Source organism: Paraburkholderia sp. (assembly GCF_035656215.1).
Classification (GTDB): Bacteria; Pseudomonadota; Gammaproteobacteria; order Burkholderiales; family Burkholderiaceae; genus Paraburkholderia.
In genome coordinates this window covers 1-15,496 of record NZ_DASRSY010000401.1, presented here as the reverse complement: position 1 = coordinate 15,496, position 15,496 = coordinate 1, and the positions used below count along the sequence as shown (strand labels likewise).

Here is a 15,496-nt window from a genome sequence, read left to right as displayed (position 1 = left end):
GCTTTGCATGTGACCAGAGTAAGCGCTAAAGCGCCAACTCTGGTCGACAGCGGAGACAAAGCCAGCACAACGCATTGTGCGGCGAGCATAGGACGCGCCGGCCTCATCGCCGGCGCGTTTTTTTTTGCTATGTCGTACCTGCCCGCGACGACAATCGCGAGCGTGCACCTCAGCGATACACGATCACCGGGATCTTCGTATGCGTCAGGACCCGCTGCGTCTCGCTGCCGATCAGCAAGCTGCCGAGGCCGCGCCGTCCGTGCGAAGCCATGAAAATCACGTCGCAGGCGCCCTGCTCGGCCGCTTCGATGATACCGAGATAGGGTGCCGGATGCACGCTGGTGTGGCTCTCGACCGCAACCCCGACTCGGTGCGCGGCTAACTCCACTTCCCGCAGATGCACGCGCGCTTCACGCTCGCTGCGTTGCAGAAACTCGAGCGGCGGCTCGATCACAACATCGGAGAACGGCGAGTAGGGATATTGCGGCAGACAGGCGTAGGCAGTGACGCGAGCGCCGACGGCCTGCGCGAGATCGATGGCGCCGTTGATCGCTTTGCGTGACAGGTCTGAACCATCGGTCGGAACCAGGATGTGCCTGAACATGATGCCCTCCGTCGCCGGCTTTGCGCAGCGCGGCGTCAGCGTTCCACGAGGCTCGGCATAGAAGCCGCTTCAATCGATTGTAGTTCGCAGAAATGCGGGTAAGGCCGTCGTGCGGGTCTTTCCGCATATCGGAAACCCGTTGCGCGGGCCTGCGCGACGGTTGTGCAGAGCGGGGCAAGATCCTCCCACCCGATCGCCGGACGGCGGGCACGGCTCCGCCATGCTCAGTTCCAGTAATCAGGATGCCCGTACGTATGTTTGAGAAAGTCCAGAAACAGCCGAACCCGCAGCGGCAAATGCCGGCGTTGCGGAAAAACCGCATGGATGCCGATCGGCGGGGCGGCGAACTCGTCGAGCACGCTAACGAGCCGGCCAGCCGCGATATCCGTGCCGACCTCCCACCACGAACGCCAGGCGAGCCCATAACCTTCGAGGCACCACTCATGCAGCACGGCACCGTCCGAGCATTCCATCGTGCCGGACACCTTGATCGACACCACCTTGTCGCCCTGCTGGAACATCCAGCCGCGCTGCTGATTGGCACTCGCGCCGAGCGCGAGGCAGTTGTGATGCGCGAGATCGGCCAGTGTGTGCGGAGAACCGCGCCGGCTCAGATACGATGGGGAAGCCACGCATACGCGGCGGTTCTCACCGAGTTTGAGCGACACCAGTGACGAATCGGGCAACTCGCCGAGCCGCACGGCGCAGTCGAACCCTTCGTTGACAAGGTCGACCAGCCGGTCGGACAGGTCGAGCGTAATAGACACATCCGGATGCGCGACGGTGAAGGCCGGCACCAGCGGCGCAACATGCCGGCGCCCGAAGCCGGCCGGCGCCGACAGCCGCAAATGGCCGCTCGCCTTCACGCCGCCCGCCGACACGCTGGCCTCGGCGTTCTGCATGTCGTGGATGACGCGCTGACAATCTTCGAGAAACGCCGATCCTTCGAAGGTCAGCGTGATCTTGCGCGTGGTACGCACCAGCAATTTGACGCCAAGACGCTCTTCGAGCGCATCGATGCGACGGCCGATGATTGCGGGCGCCACGCCCTCGGCCAGAGCCGCGGCGGACAGACTGCCCTTGGCCGCGACGGTAACGAAAGTCTCGATCTGCTTGAAACGATCCATGGGTAGCGGAGCCGCAACGCCTCGAAGGAAGTCCCTCGGGCATTGCGCGGGAAAGTGGTCGGTGCGCGTCAGATTATGTGTATGAAAGTAAAAGATCAAGTGATCTTTAGCCTCTTTTTTAGCGCATAGCATCACTAATACAATTCGTCCTGACCTCTGATAGGAGTGCACGGCAATGTCGGCCACAACGACACCTTTCCCTAAAGCAGTGATTTTCGACGCGTACGGCACGCTTTTCGACGTGCATTCGGTGATCGCTGCCGCGGAGCAGATGTTTCCCGGCCACGGCGATGCGCTCTCGCAGTTGTGGCGCCAAAAACAGATCGAATACACGCAGTTGCGTACGCTCGCCGATCCGGCCGACGCACCCGGCACGCATTACCGGCCGTTCTGGGACATCACGCTCGACGCCTTGCGCTTCGCCGCCAAGAAACTGCATCTGACGCTGAGCCGCGCGGCGGAGAAGCGTCTGATGGACGAATATGCGTGCCTGTCCGCTTTCCCCGATACCGTGCCCGCGCTGCGCCAGTTGCGCGGCACGCCTTCGGCATCGTCTGCGTCTGCGTACGGCAAACCCGGCTCACGGCCCGGTCTCGCGATCCTCTCGAACGGCAATCCGCAAATGCTCGATATCGCCGTGAAGAGCGCCAGCATGACGGGTCTGTTCGACCATGTTCTATCCGTCGACACAGTGCGCGCCTACAAACCCTCACCCACGGCTTACGCGCTCGGCACGCAAGCCTTCAACGTAGAGCCGCGCGAGATTGTCTTCGTGTCGTCGAACGGATGGGACGTGGCAGGCGCGAGCTGGTTCGGCTTCACGACTTTCTGGCTTAACCGGCAAAACGCACCAGTCGAAGAACTGGGCGTCACGCCGCATGGCACGGGCGGAGGCATGAACGATCTGCTCGCTTTTCTGAAGTCCCTCGCGTCGCCCGACCGCAATAGCGGCACCGGCAATCCCGGAGGCAACCGCACGCGCCACAGCCCTGGCGCATGACGGCTACCACCTGGATCCCGCAACGCAATTCAACCGCATCTCAACATTTGCACCTTTGCAATCTGACCGACCAAGGAGAAACCATGGCGAATCCGCTGTCATCGCAGTCATCGCTGCAGCTGCCGCAGGGCATGGAAATCACGGCTGAGATCAAGCCGGGCTTTGAAGCAATCCTCACCCGCGAAGCGCTCGAGCTCGTCGCCGCGCTGCATCGCACGTTCGAACCGCGCCGTCAGCAGTTGTTGCAGGCGCGTGTGGAACGCACGAAGCGACTCGACGCCGGCGAGCGTCCCGACTTCCTCGCCGAAACGAAAAGCGTGCGCGAAGGCGACTGGAAGATCGCCCCGCTGCCGCACGATCTGCAATGCCGCCGCGTGGAAATCACCGGGCCGGTCGAGCGCAAGATGATCATCAACGCGCTGAATTCGGGCGCGGATTCGTACATGACCGACTTCGAAGATTCGAATGCGCCGAGCTGGGATAACCAGATTACCGGCCACATCAATCTGAAAGACGCGGTGCGCCGTACGATTTCGCTCGAACAGAACGGCAAGTCCTACACACTGAACGACAAGGTCGCCACGCTGATCGTGCGTCCGCGCGGCTGGCATCTGGACGAAAAGCACGTGACGGTGGACGGCAATCGCGTTTCCGGCGGCATCTTCGATTTCGCGCTCTTCATGGTTCACAATGCGAAGGAACAGGTCGCGCGCGGCACGGCGCCCTACTTCTATCTGCCAAAGATGGAGAGCCACCTGGAAGCGCGTCTGTGGAACGACATCTTCCTCGCCGCACAGGAAGCCGTCGGCGTGCCGCGTGGCACGATTCGCGCGACGGTGTTGATCGAAACGATCGTCGCCGCGTTCGAAATGGACGAGATCCTGTATGAGTTGCGCGAACACAGCTCGGGTCTGAACGCCGGCCGTTGGGACTACATCTTCTCGGCGATCAAGAAGTTCAAGAACGACCGCGATTTCTGCCTCGCCGACCGCTCGCAGATCACGATGACCGCACCGTTCATGCGTGCCTATGCGCTGCTGTTGCTGAAGACCTGCCATCGCCGCAACGCACCGGCAATCGGCGGCATGAGCGCGCTGATCCCGATCAAGAACGACCCGGCGGCGAACGACAAGGCGATGGGCGGTGTGCGCTCCGACAAGGCGCGCGACGCCGGCGACGGTTACGACGGTGGCTGGGTCGCACATCCGGGGCTCGTGCCGATCGCGATGGAAGAATTCGTCAAGGTGCTCGGCGACAAACCGAACCAGATCGGCAAGCAACGCGACGACGTGCTCGTCACGGCCACCGACCTGATGGAATTCCGTCCGGAAGCGCCGATCACCGAAGGCGGTCTGCGCAACAACATCAACGTCGGCATTCACTACCTGGGTTCGTGGCTCGCGGGCAACGGCTGCGTGCCGATTCACAACCTGATGGAAGACGCCGCTACCGCGGAAATCTCGCGCTCGCAAGTGTGGCAATGGATTCGCTCACCGAAGGGCAAGCTCGAAGACGGCCGCAAGGTCACGGCCGAGCTGGTGAGCGAGTTGTCGGCGCAAGAGCTCGACAAGGTGAAGCAGGCAGTCGGCGGCGATACGAAGCCGTACGATAGTGCCGCACAAATCTTCGAGGAGATGTCGACGTCGGAGCAGTTCACCGACTTCCTGACGCTGCCGCTGTACGAGGAAATCTGAGGCGTCTGAACGGCCTCATGCATCAGCCTCATTTGCCCGCAATAACGACGTCGTACCAGGCCCGCTTTCACCAGCCACGCAAGATGAAAGAGCGGCCCGGGTCGCAAGGCTGACCGACCGGACGGCCCGACAGGCGTATGCCTGCCGGGCCGTTTTTTTATGCGCTCGCCGTACACCCGTTATGCGTTCGTCATGTGCTAGTGGCGAGCGTGCAGTCGGCTAGTTGCGTGTCTCCTCAACGCGCGCTGCGATACTCGACCCAATCACCCGATCTGATTTCCGGTAAGCCCTTCACCGCATTGGGCGCGACCGGATAGAAGCGGCAATTCACGACGTTACCGTCTACTTTCACTATCACTTCTCGCGCGAGGAAACGATCTTCGACGCCGGGATACACGGCTTCGATCTCGTCGAGCACCGCAACCAGTTCATCGTCGATTTCGTAGACGTCGCCTACGACGTCCACGCCCGCTTCATCGACCACAAGGCCCGGATACAAGCCGAAGTCGAATAGATGGCCGCGCACCGTGGCCGTGCCGAGCAGATTCGGTGCGGCAATGTCGTTGCGCGCCGCAGCCTCACCGAGGTCGTTCACTTCACCGGCCCGCAACGTGCCGTATACAAAGACGGTCTGCATCGTCGTTTGCTCTCCTTGATTACGGGTTGATACCTTGGCTGTTGCCGAGGATTCAGTTCAGCGACGCGCTCGCTACCAGCACGCCGTCGATATCCGCATAGATCCATTCGCCCGGACGTACCAGGGCGCCAGGCAATTGTACCGGCACGTCGCGCTCGCCCGTGCCGAGCTTCTGGCCACGCCGTGGACAGGTCGCCAACGCCGCCACCCCGACATTGACTTCATTGAGCTCCAGCGTATCGCGCACACAGCCGTTCAGCACGATGCCCGCCCAGCCATTCTGCTCGGCAATTTGCGCGAGATTGCCGCCTACCAGCGCGCAACGCAGACTGCCACCGCCGTCGACCACCAGCACCCGGCCCGTGCCCTTCTCCTCGAGCGTGGCGCGGACCAGCGCGTTATCTTCGAACACCTTTAGCGTGACCGCCTCGCCGCTGAAACACTCGGCGCGGCTGAAAAGATGAAAGACCGGTTCGAGGACGCGCAGCGTTCCGAGCGCCAGTTGGTCCTCGTGCGCGTCGCACAGGTCAGCGGTTGCAAAGCTCATGGCGTTCTCCTCGGGATCCGTGCAATCAGGACATTATGCAACGTTGACACCGGCGTAACACCTACAATGGGAAGCCTAAGGTGGTTTTGGGTCTGTGCCTCTGGGTCTGTGCCTCTGGGTCTGTGCCTTCGGGTCTGTGCCTTCGGGTCTGTGCTCCCAGCGCTCTGCGCCTGAAGACTCGGTGCCGGGCGCTCCGTGCTCGTGGGCTCCGTATTTGCAGGCTCTGCGTTTTTGAGTTCCATCCATTGGATCGTTCTTCAACATGAATTCGCCCACTGACTCAATCCAGTCGAGCCGGAGCCACTTCGCCGACATCCCGCCCGAGTTCCAGCCGACGCAATCACACCCGATCCGCGTGCGCTCGCGGCTGATGCCTTCGGGCTGGCGTATCGCACGACACACGCACGCGTGGGCACAGGTGGCCTATGCGTCGCGCGGCGTGCTGCGGGTCGCGACGACCGGTACGACGTGGATGGTGCCGCCGTCCCGGGCGATCTGGGTGCCGCCGCATGTGACACACGAAGTGGTCGCAGTCGAAGATGCATTTCTGCGCACGCTCTACATTACCGAAAGCACCGTCCCGGCCGGACTGGATACGCCGCGCGTGGTCGAAGTATCAGATCTGCTGCGCGAAGTCATCGCCGCGCTCGATACGCCTGACATCTCGGCGACGCGCGAACAGTTGCTAGGCGCGCTCGCGCTCGACGAACTGACGCGTTCGGAGCCGCTCCCTCTGTCCGTGCCGATGCCCAACGAGAAGCGCTTGCGCGCGTTGTGCGAGGCGGTGATCGCAGACCCGACGAACGGCGATTCGCTCGAACAATGGGCATCGAGCGCGGGGGCGAGCACACGCACGATTGCGCGGCTGTTTCGTCAGGAGTTGGGCGTGAGTTTTTCGCAATGGCGTCAGCAGGCGGTTCTGGCGCGCGCGATTCCGCTGTTGAGCCAAGGGCGGCCGCTTTCACATGTCGCGCAGGAACTGGGTTACCAGAGCCAGAGTGCGTTCTCGGCGATGTTCCGGCGGGCGTTCGGCGAAAGTCCACGCGCGTTCATCGAACGTGGCTCGGAGCATCGTGTGGAGAGCGGGGATCGTAGTGATACAGAGGCTGACGAAGAGACCGCGCGAAAATGACGGCATAGTTCGCAACCGCTAGCCGCGTTTCGTCAGATGCGGTGGGGCAAACTCAGTGAGTCAGACGCGTTGAGTCAGACACGCCGCGCCAGATGACGGATCGCCCCGAGTTGCGCCAGACGCGGTCCAGTCAGCTTATACCCCTTGCGCTGATACAGCCGCGCGGCAGGATTGTCGACGAACACGCGCAACTGCAACTCGCGCAACCCGCGCTCGCGCGCCCACTGATGGGACATATCGAGAAGATACGTGCCGGCGCCGAGCCGCCGATGCCCTTCAGCAATCTGCACGTCGCGAATATGCAGGGAATCGCCTTCTTGCGTGATGCGCAGCACGCCGATCGACTGGCCGTCCACTTCGAGAATGAAATTCTCCGACTCGCGCCAGCTGCCAAGAAACAGATCGCCACGCCAGACCAGATGGTGCCGACGATAGTAGCCACCCATGTTATTGCGAGTCAGCGCCTCGGCGAACTCGAAATCGTCCATGCTGGCGCTGCGCAGATGAAACAGTGACGGAGCTTCGGTTGGATCGAACATGATGGAACGACGAAGATGAGTCGGGTCAACGGTAAAACAGGCCGCGCGCGCTGGCAATGGCTGTTTGTCCCGAGCATACCCAGACGATACCCGGGCAAACTGACGGCAGAAATAAAAAAAGCCCACTTCTTTCGAAGTGGGCTTTCTAAAATCTGGCGGAGCGGACGGGACTCGAACCCGCGACCCCCGGCGTGACAGGCCGGTATTCTAACCAACTGAACTACCGCTCCAGATTTTTGCACCGTGGCTTCTGAGCTTTGCTCATTCACCAACTGCACCGCTCAGCTGCTAACTCATGTTGCGCACTGAGCGACGCCGATGTCCTGGCGTCCCCTAGGGGATTCGAACCCCTGTACTCACCGTGAAAGGGTGATGTCCTAGGCCTCTAGACGAAGGGGACAACGTACTGCTTACACCTTTAATGAAAAAGCCCGTTCAAGTTTGTATGAACGGGCTTTGTCTGGCGGAGTGGACGGGACTCGAACCCGCGACCCCCGGCGTGACAGGCCGGTATTCTAACCAACTGAACTACCACTCCAGTTTGCCTATCATGACTTGCGAGCGTTGGTTTTTTCTCTGCAAGCTGCGCTGCTTTATTACTTCCAAGCGACGCTGATGTTTGGCGTCCCCTAGGGGATTCGAACCCCTGTACTCACCGTGAAAGGGTGATGTCCTAGGCCTCTAGACGAAGGGGACATAATCTTTTCAGATCTGTCTTTATCTTGCTGCTAACTCACTTTAACTTACGCTAACTTCGTTTCGTCAGCAGCAAAGACCAATATTCTAACTACGTTACAGCCGTTTGTGAAGTCTTTTTTGCTACAAGCTCCAGACTTCGGAACCACTTCACTCTGCTCTGATGGTGGAGGTAAGCGGGATCGAACCGCTGACCTCTTGCATGCCATGCAAGCGCTCTCCCAGCTGAGCTATACCCCCCTTGCAGAACAGAAACGAGATTTTAGAGGCCAATTTGCGCTTTGTAAATACCCTTTGAGCAATTGCATGCGACTTTTTTCGCAAGTCGCATGCAAACAATCTCAAGGCGCGCACGAACGCGCTTAAGCCAACGCTTTTTCGATACGGCTCACTACAACATCGCGACCGAACAGCATCAGCACGCTGTCTATCGACGGCGTATGCGTGGTGCCCGCCACCAGCAGACGAACCGGCATGGCCAGTTGCGGCATCTTCAGCTTGTGCGCGCCGAGCGTTGCCTTCAATACCGCAGCGATCGCTTCCCTGGTCCACTCAACCGTCTTGAGCGAAGCCGCCAGATCGGCAAGCGCCGGACGCACGATATCCGTGACGTGCTGCGCTAGCGCATCGGCTTCGGGCGCCGGCACGCGATAGAACATCGCGGCGTTTTCGGCGATTTCCTTCACCGTCGACGCGCGGTCCTTCAGCAAGCCCACCACCGACGTCAGATCGGCACCTTGTGCAATGGCGGCTTCGTCGATGCCCAGTTCGGCGAAGAAAGGCTTTGCAAGCTCCGCGAGGCGCGCGTTGTCCGCTTCCTTGATGTAGTGCGCGTTGAGCCAGTTCAGCTTGTCGTGATCGTACTGAGCCGGCGACTTGCCCAGATGCTCGAGATCGAACCATTCGACGAACTGGTCACGCGTGAAGATTTCCGCGTCGCCATGCGACCAGCCCAGACGCGCCAGATAGTTGACCACGGCTTCCGGCAGAAAGCCTGCGTCGCGATAACCCACCACACTCATCGCGCCGTGACGCTTGCTCATCTTCTCGCCCTGCTCGTTCAGCACGGTCGGCAAGTGCGCGTAGACCGGCGGCTCACCGCCTAGCGCGCGCAGGATGTTGATCTGGCGCGGCGTGTTATTCACGTGATCGTCACCGCGAATGACGTGCGTGATGCGCATGTCCAGATCGTCCACCACCACGCAGAAGTTGTAGGTCGGTGTGCCGTCCGGGCGCGCGATCACGAGGTCGTCGAGTTCTTCATTCGAGATTTCGATGCGTCCCTTCACGGCGTCGTCCCATGCGACTACACCCGTGAGCGGATTGCGGAAGCGCAGCACGGGCTGCACGCCCGCCGGCGGCTCCGGCAAGACCTTGCCGGGTTCCGGGCGCCACGTGCCGTCATAGCGCGGCTTTTCGCCGGCCTCACGCTGACGTTCGCGCAGTGCGTCCAGCTCTTCCGTGGACATGTAGCACGGGTACACGAGCCCTGCGTCCTGCATCTGTTTGAGCACTTCGCCGTAACGGTCCATGCGCTGCATCTGGTAGAACGGACCTTCGTCAAAATCGAGGCCGAGCCACGCCATGCCTTCGAGAATGGCGTCGACGGATTCAGAAGTGGAGCGCTCGACGTCGGTGTCCTCGATCCGCAGCACGAAGGTCCCTTTCATCTTGCGCGCGAACGCCCACGGATAAAGCGCGGAGCGAATGTTGCCGAGGTGGATGAAGCCGGTGGGACTCGGTGCGAAACGGGTACGGACGGAGGTGGTCATTAGCGGTTACTCGGAAGACAGGCGCCGGCGCTGTAGCAGAAATCGCCAGTGAAGCGCGGCAGCGGACCGCGTCCGTGGCAGAAAACGCCTTGCACGGACACGAAGGAAATAAATACGAGAGCCGAATTATACCTTCCGAATACGTGTTGCCTGCCCTCGTCCAAATGGCCAATGGCAGCACACAAGACACTCGCGAAGCGTGCTTCAGGACGCCCAAGACCTTCCTCTGCAACGTTTCATTACCGGGCCAACGCGCATCCTGCGCTTTGATTTATGATGTGCGCGCGCTGCGGGTGGGGATAGAACCATAGCGCACGGAATCGCCATCGGCGATTCTGTCCGTTTGACTATCCGCCTGATCGCGGCACAGGCGGCGCCGATTGCGTCACCCATGCCGTTGCTGGAGAACCCGTTGAAACCGTCATCCCCTCGCCTCGCCCGTCGCAACTTTTCGTTGGCGGCCGCCTCCGCGGTACTGGCCGCCTGCACCACGACCGGCGGCAGCAAGACCGATAGCACACCGGTTGCCACCACGCCCACCACCAATACGCCACCGCTCGACAAACCGCAGCGAGCGATCCGCGTCGGGCTCGCGCTAGGGGGCGGCGCCGCGCGCGGCTTCGCGCACATCGGCGTGATCAAGGCGCTCGAGGCGCGCAATATCCAGATCGATCTGGTGGCCGGCACGAGCGCGGGTTCGGTAGTCGGTGCGCTGTACGCCTCGGGGATGAACGGCTTTGCGCTCAACAAGCTCGCGCTGACCATGGACGAAGCGTCGATCAGCGACTGGGCCATGCCGTTTCGCACGCGCGGCTTTCTGCAAGGCGTCGCGCTGCAGAACTACCTGAATACGACGCTCAACAATCGTCCGATCGAGAAGATGGTCAAGCCGCTCGGCGTGGTCGCCACCGATCTGAGGACCGGCCAGCCGATCCTGTTCCAGCGCGGCAATACCGGCATTGCGGTGCACGCATCATGCAGCGTGCCGTCGATTTTCGAGCCGGTGAAAATCGGCGGACACGAATATGTGGACGGCGGCCTGGTGAGCCCGGTGCCTGCCTCGTTCGCGCGCAAAATGGGCGCGGATTTCGTGATCGCCGTAGACATCTCGCAGCGCCCGGAAAGCGGCCTCACGGTCAGTTCGTTCGACGTGCTGATGCAGACTTTCACGATCATGGGCCAGACGATCAAGACCTATGAACTCGAAAAGTACGCCGACATCGTGATCCGGCCGAATCTGGCGGCCATGAGCGGTAGCGATTTCTCGCAGCGCAACGCAGCGATCCTGGCCGGAGAGGAAGCGGTGGCAAAGATGATGCCGGAGTTGCAACGCAAACTGGCGGCGAGCCGCATCGCGACTTAATCCGTCAGGACGGCGCCGTTACAACGACCGGCGCGACGGCTGTCTTCACGCACGCAGCGCCGACACAGCCTGGGTATGGCGCGGATGATTCACCGGCACACTGGCAAGGGCTCAAATGCAAAAAGCCCGCTTCAAATGAAGCAGGCTTTTTTTCATACCCAAACCGCCGGTGCGGGCTCAATCAGTTACTGATTACCGCCAATCGAGGCATTCACGCGCTTGCGCAGATCTTCACCGTCTTGATAGGACGTCTCGATCCGGCGTGCACCCGTGAAACGCTTTTCCCAGTAGCCGCTATCCAGATCGTCGACGCGAATCGTGCTGCCCGTGGAAGGCGAATGCACGAACTTGTTGTCGCCGATGTAGATGCCGACGTGCGAGAACGTACGGCGCATCGTATTGAAGAACACCAGATCGCCCGGTTTCAGGTCGCTGACGCGAACCTTTTCGCCGACGCGGCTCATTTCCTCGGCGCGGCGCGGCAGCGCCATACCGAGCGTGTCCTGGAACACGTAGCGAACGAAACCGCTGCAATCGAGCCCCGAATCGGGCGTATTACCACCCCAACGGTAGCGAACGCCGATCATGTTCAGCGCGCCGACCACCACGTCGCCCGCTTTTCCGGCCATGCCGGACAGGAACGATTTGGCGCCGCCGTCGCTGTCGGGAGCGGTGGATTGCGAATTGAGGGGTGACAAAGAATTCGACCCGCTCGGGGTCGAATATGAGGCATTTTGATTAAAACTGCTTACTTCGTCGGCGAAAGCGCCGGGAGCTGCTGCCATCAAGACGCCAATGAACATCCCGGCGACGACGCGCGTGCAAGCCTGGGTTAGGTTTCTGTGCTGCATTGGTCGGTATTTTTTGCCTAAAAATCAGTGGGCTACGGAAAAAGTTTGGTCGATACTAGCCAGTAAGTATTCACGTGTCAAAACAAATAGAAAAATACAATCGAGACACGCACCCAATTGGTGAAAGAGTGCAAAATCAGTGGTCAAGCGCCGCTTTCAGCAGCTTTCGAGTGTAAGGATGCGCCGGTGTCGCAAAAATCTGCTCAACGTCCCCGCTTTCGACGATCGAACCGTTTTGCATGACCGCGACACGATGCGCCATCGCCCCGATCACGGCCAGATCGTGACTGATGAAAACGAAACCGAGGTTGTACTTCTGTTGCAACCCGGCGAGCAGCTTCAGCACCTGCTGCTGGATTGACACGTCGAGCGCACTGGTCGGTTCGTCGAGGATCAGAATGCGTGGCTCCAGCACCAGAGCGCGCGCAATCGCAATCCGCTGACGCTGGCCGCCGGAGAACTCATGCGGATAGCGGTACAGCACCGTCCGGTCCAAACCGACTTCGCGCAGAACCGAAACCACCTTATCGTGCCGCGCCTCCTGGCTCATTTGCGGCCGATGCAGCGCCAGCCCTTCGCCGACGATCCGTTCGATGGTCTGGCGAGGCGACAGCGAACTGAACGGGTCCTGAAAGACAACCTGCATATTCGAGCGCAAGGCGGTCTGTTCGGCACCGCGATAGCTGCCGAGCGCCCTGCCCTGAAACTCGATTTCGCCGTGCGCGGTGCGTTGCAGACCGAGCAAGGCCATCGCGAGCGTCGATTTACCCGAACCCGATTCGCCGACGATCCCCAGCGTCTCGCCCTGGCGCACCGACACATTCGCGTCGGCGACCGCGCGAAAGTGTCCCGAGCGGAACCAGCCGCTCAAGCCCGGCAGTTTCGTTTTGAAATCGACTGAGACAGCGCGCGCTTCGAGCAGCACCGGTGAAATCGGCAGCACAGGGACCACCGTGCGCTGCGGACGGCTCGCCAGTAAACGTTGCGTGTACGGATGCTGCGGAGACTCGAACACCTGCTCGACCGGCCCGCTTTCCACGAGTACGCCCTTCTCCATCACCGCGATGCGTTGCGCGAAGTGCCGCACCAGATTCAGGTCGTGCGTGATCAGCAGCACGGCCATACCGCGTTTCTCGGCTTCGTCGCGTTGCAACGCCAGCAGCAGATCGACGATCTGCGCGCGGATCGTCACGTCGAGCGCCGTTGTCGGCTCATCGGCCAATAACAGGCGTGGGCGGCATGCGAGCGCCATCGCGATCATCGCGCGCTGCCGCTGACCGCCTGAGAGCTGATGCGGATAGCTGTTCACACGCTTGCCAGGCTCGGCAATGCCCGTGCGCCCCAGCAACGCCACGGCGCGCTTACGCGCCTCGTTCGCCGTTACGCCGTCGTGCACGACGATCGTCTCCGCAATCTGGTCACCGACCGTATAGAGCGGATTGAGCGCTGTCATCGGCTCCTGAAAGATCATCGCGATATCCGAGCCACGCATGCCGCGCATCTCGCGCTCGCTTTTGGCGAGCAGATCTTCGCCGTCGAAACGGATCGACCCGCTCACTTGTGCGTCGCTCAACAGACGCAGGATCGACAGTGCGGTCACGCTCTTGCCCGAGCCAGATTCGCCGACCAGTGCGACACGCTCGCCGCGTTGGATCCCGAGCGTCACGTCGTTCACCGCCACCGTGTCGCCGAAGGTCACATGCAGATGATCGAGTTCCAGCAGCGGCGGCGTCATGCCGTGTTTTGCGTTGTTTTCCACCATGGCGCTCACTGGTTGCCTCCCGCGCGCATGGCATCGGAAATGCGGGTGTCCAGCGCGTTGCGCAGGGCATCGCCCATGAAGGTCAGCAGCAACAGCATCGCGACCAGCACGCCGAAAGTGGATAACGAAATCCACCATGCGTCGAGATTCGCCTTGCCTTGCGCAAGCAGTTCGCCCAGGCTCGGCGTCGGCGAAGGTACACCGAGGCCGAGAAAGTCGAGGCTGGTGAGCGCGAGGATCGAACCGCTCATACGGAACGGCAGAAACGTGATCACAGGCGTCAAGCTGTTGGGCAAAACGTGCCGCCACATAATCTGCCAGTTCGAGAGCCCCATCGCCCGCGCGGCGCGCACATAGTCCTGGTGACGGTTGCGCAGAAACTCCGCGCGCACGTAATCGGACAAACCAATCCAGCCGAACAACGACAGCAGCACGATCAGCAGAATGAACCCCGGCTCGAAGATCGACGAGAAAATGATCAACAGGTAAAGCTCCGGCATGGCGCTCCAGATTTCGATCAGACGCTGCCCGACGATATCGATACGTCCTCCGAAGTAACCCTGCACGGCGCCCGCGGCAATCCCGAGTACGGTGCCGATCAAGGTCAGCACCAACCCGAATTCGACCGACACGCGAAAACCGTACAGAAGACGCGCGAAGAGGTCGCGGCCGCGGTCGTCGGTGCCGAGCCAGTTATCGCGCGACGGCGGCGCAGGATTCGGCGCCTTCGAGAAATAATTCAGCGTGTCGTAGTAGTACCGGTTCGGCGGATACACCGCGAAGTTACCCGGCGTGTCGAAACGATGCTTGATATACGGATCGAGATAATCGGCGGGTGTTGGGAAGTCGCCGCCGAAGGTGGTCTCCGCGTAGGCCTTGAACATCGGAAAATACAACTGGCCTTCGTAGCGCACCACGAGTGGCTTGTCGTTCGACCACAGCGGCCCGGCGAGGCTCGCCGCAAACGCGACAACGAAGATGATCAGACTCCAGTAGCCAAGACGCTGCTGACGAAAACGCTGCCAGACGCGACGCGCCGGTGTTGGCGACACGAACGCGCGAGCCGGTTCGGTGCGCGCCGCCGCATCGGCTGAAAGACGGGCTCGATTCATCGGCGCTCCAGTTGTTCGAATTGGATGCGGGGATCGACCCACACATAGCAAAGATCGGAAATCAGCTTGGTCGCAAGACCGATCAGCGTGAATAGATAGAGCGTGCCGAGGACGACCGGATAGTCGCGCCGCACTACCGATTCGTACGACAACAAGCCGAGTCCGTCGAGCGAAAACAGCGTCTCGATCAGCAGACTGCCGGTAAAAAACGCACCGATAAACGCCGCCGGAAAACCGACGATCAGGGGCAGCAATGCATTGCGAAACACGTGCTTCCACAGCACGCGCTTTTCCGACAAACCTTTGGCGCGCGCGGTCAACACGTATTGCTTGCGGATTTCGTCGAGGAAAGCGTTCTTCGTCAGCATCGTGACGACGGCGAAGCTACCCACCACCGAGGCCGTGATCGGCAACGTGATATGCCACAGGTAGTCGACGATCTTGCCGCCAGGACTCAACTGAGCCCAGTTATCCGAGGTGAGATTGCGCAGCGGGAAGAGTTGCAGGAAGCTGCCGCCGCCGAACAGCACCAGCAACAGCACGCCAAGCACGAAGCCCGGAATGGCATAGCCGACCAACACGACGAGACTCGTTGCGATATCGAAACGCGAGCCGTTGCGCACCGCTTTGGCTATACCGAGGGGCACCGATATCAGATAA

At 61.0% G+C, this 15,496-nt stretch carries 14 protein-coding genes and 5 tRNA genes; 4 read left to right on the top strand and 15 right to left on the bottom strand.

Going from position 1 to position 15,496, the window contains the following annotated elements; all coding sequences use genetic code 11:
- Nucleotides 1–169 precede the first annotated feature (169 nt).
- Both VFE81_RS23455 and VFE81_RS23450 read right to left on the bottom strand, forming a co-directional pair.
- Nucleotides 170–604 (bottom strand): universal stress protein, encoded by a 435-nt coding sequence (locus tag VFE81_RS23455; RefSeq protein ID WP_325046870.1) that lies wholly within the window; start codon nucleotides 602–604, stop codon nucleotides 170–172.
- Nucleotides 605–828: 224 nt separating this feature from the next.
- On the bottom strand, nucleotides 829–1,731 hold the full coding sequence (locus VFE81_RS23450; protein WP_153135388.1) for a LysR family transcriptional regulator: 903 nt from the start codon (nucleotides 1,729–1,731) through the stop codon (nucleotides 829–831).
- Between the two features lie 175 nt (nucleotides 1,732–1,906).
- Between VFE81_RS23450 and VFE81_RS23445 the strand changes: the two genes are divergently transcribed.
- On the top strand, nucleotides 1,907–2,731 hold the full coding sequence (locus tag VFE81_RS23445; protein WP_325046869.1) for a haloacid dehalogenase type II: 825 nt from the start codon (nucleotides 1,907–1,909) through the stop codon (nucleotides 2,729–2,731).
- Between the two features lie 83 nt (nucleotides 2,732–2,814).
- Nucleotides 2,815–4,425 carry a malate synthase A gene (gene aceB, locus VFE81_RS23440; RefSeq protein ID WP_325046868.1) on the top strand — a complete coding sequence of 537 codons (1,611 nt, stop codon included), beginning with the start codon at nucleotides 2,815–2,817 and terminating at the stop codon, nucleotides 4,423–4,425.
- Between the two features lie 235 nt (nucleotides 4,426–4,660).
- Here aceB and VFE81_RS23435 read toward each other — a convergent pair whose 3' ends face one another.
- The gene (locus tag VFE81_RS23435; RefSeq protein WP_325046867.1) at nucleotides 4,661–5,062 is read right to left on the bottom strand and encodes a gamma-glutamylcyclotransferase family protein; all 402 of its coding nucleotides are present in this window, start codon (nucleotides 5,060–5,062) and stop codon (nucleotides 4,661–4,663) included.
- Between the two features lie 52 nt (nucleotides 5,063–5,114).
- Nucleotides 5,115–5,609 carry a ribonuclease E activity regulator RraA gene (gene rraA, locus VFE81_RS23430; protein ID WP_325046866.1) on the bottom strand — a complete coding sequence of 165 codons (495 nt, stop codon included), beginning with the start codon at nucleotides 5,607–5,609 and terminating at the stop codon, nucleotides 5,115–5,117.
- 262 nt (nucleotides 5,610–5,871) lie between these two features.
- Here rraA and VFE81_RS23425 point away from each other — a divergent pair, with 262 nt between their 5' ends.
- Nucleotides 5,872–6,741: a helix-turn-helix transcriptional regulator gene (locus tag VFE81_RS23425; protein ID WP_325046865.1), complete on the top strand. Its 870-nt coding sequence runs from the start codon at nucleotides 5,872–5,874 to the stop codon at nucleotides 6,739–6,741.
- Between the two features lie 74 nt (nucleotides 6,742–6,815).
- Here VFE81_RS23425 and VFE81_RS23420 read toward each other — a convergent pair whose 3' ends face one another.
- From VFE81_RS23420 to gltX, 7 genes are all read right to left on the bottom strand, one after another.
- Nucleotides 6,816–7,280: a GNAT family N-acetyltransferase gene (locus VFE81_RS23420; RefSeq protein WP_325046864.1), complete on the bottom strand. Its 465-nt coding sequence runs from the start codon at nucleotides 7,278–7,280 to the stop codon at nucleotides 6,816–6,818.
- A 153-nt stretch (nucleotides 7,281–7,433) separates the two neighbouring features.
- A tRNA-Asp gene (locus tag VFE81_RS23415) sits at nucleotides 7,434–7,510 on the bottom strand.
- A gap of 94 nt (nucleotides 7,511–7,604) precedes the next feature.
- Nucleotides 7,605–7,680, bottom strand: a tRNA-Glu gene (locus tag VFE81_RS23410).
- A 61-nt stretch (nucleotides 7,681–7,741) separates the two neighbouring features.
- Nucleotides 7,742–7,818 (bottom strand) — tRNA-Asp (locus tag VFE81_RS23405).
- A gap of 82 nt (nucleotides 7,819–7,900) precedes the next feature.
- Nucleotides 7,901–7,976 (bottom strand) — tRNA-Glu (locus VFE81_RS23400).
- A gap of 164 nt (nucleotides 7,977–8,140) precedes the next feature.
- A tRNA-Ala gene (locus tag VFE81_RS23395) sits at nucleotides 8,141–8,216 on the bottom strand.
- Between the two features lie 122 nt (nucleotides 8,217–8,338).
- Entirely contained in the window at nucleotides 8,339–9,748 is a 1,410-nt protein-coding gene (gene gltX, locus VFE81_RS23390; RefSeq protein ID WP_325046863.1) for a glutamate--tRNA ligase, read from the bottom strand.
- 391 nt (nucleotides 9,749–10,139) lie between these two features.
- Here gltX and VFE81_RS23385 point away from each other — a divergent pair, with 391 nt between their 5' ends.
- Nucleotides 10,140–11,111, top strand: coding sequence for a patatin-like phospholipase family protein (locus VFE81_RS23385; RefSeq protein ID WP_325046887.1), 972 nt, complete (start codon nucleotides 10,140–10,142; stop codon nucleotides 11,109–11,111).
- A 185-nt stretch (nucleotides 11,112–11,296) separates the two neighbouring features.
- On the opposite strand, the gene VFE81_RS23380 is transcribed toward VFE81_RS23385, so the two are convergent.
- The 4 genes from VFE81_RS23380 to VFE81_RS23365 form a co-directional block, all read right to left on the bottom strand.
- Nucleotides 11,297–11,962, bottom strand: a complete 666-nt coding sequence (locus VFE81_RS23380) for a C40 family peptidase (protein ID WP_325046862.1) — start codon at nucleotides 11,960–11,962, stop codon at nucleotides 11,297–11,299.
- Between the two features lie 136 nt (nucleotides 11,963–12,098).
- Nucleotides 12,099–13,724, bottom strand: coding sequence for a dipeptide ABC transporter ATP-binding protein (locus VFE81_RS23375; RefSeq protein WP_325046886.1), 1,626 nt, complete (start codon nucleotides 13,722–13,724; stop codon nucleotides 12,099–12,101).
- Between the two features lie 5 nt (nucleotides 13,725–13,729).
- Nucleotides 13,730–14,836: an ABC transporter permease gene (locus VFE81_RS23370; protein ID WP_325046861.1), complete on the bottom strand. Its 1,107-nt coding sequence runs from the start codon at nucleotides 14,834–14,836 to the stop codon at nucleotides 13,730–13,732.
- Nucleotides 14,833–15,496, bottom strand: a 664-nt coding sequence (locus VFE81_RS23365; protein WP_325046860.1) for an ABC transporter permease subunit, incomplete at its 5' end; no start/stop codon positions are given. The genes VFE81_RS23370 and VFE81_RS23365, both read right to left, overlap by 4 nt.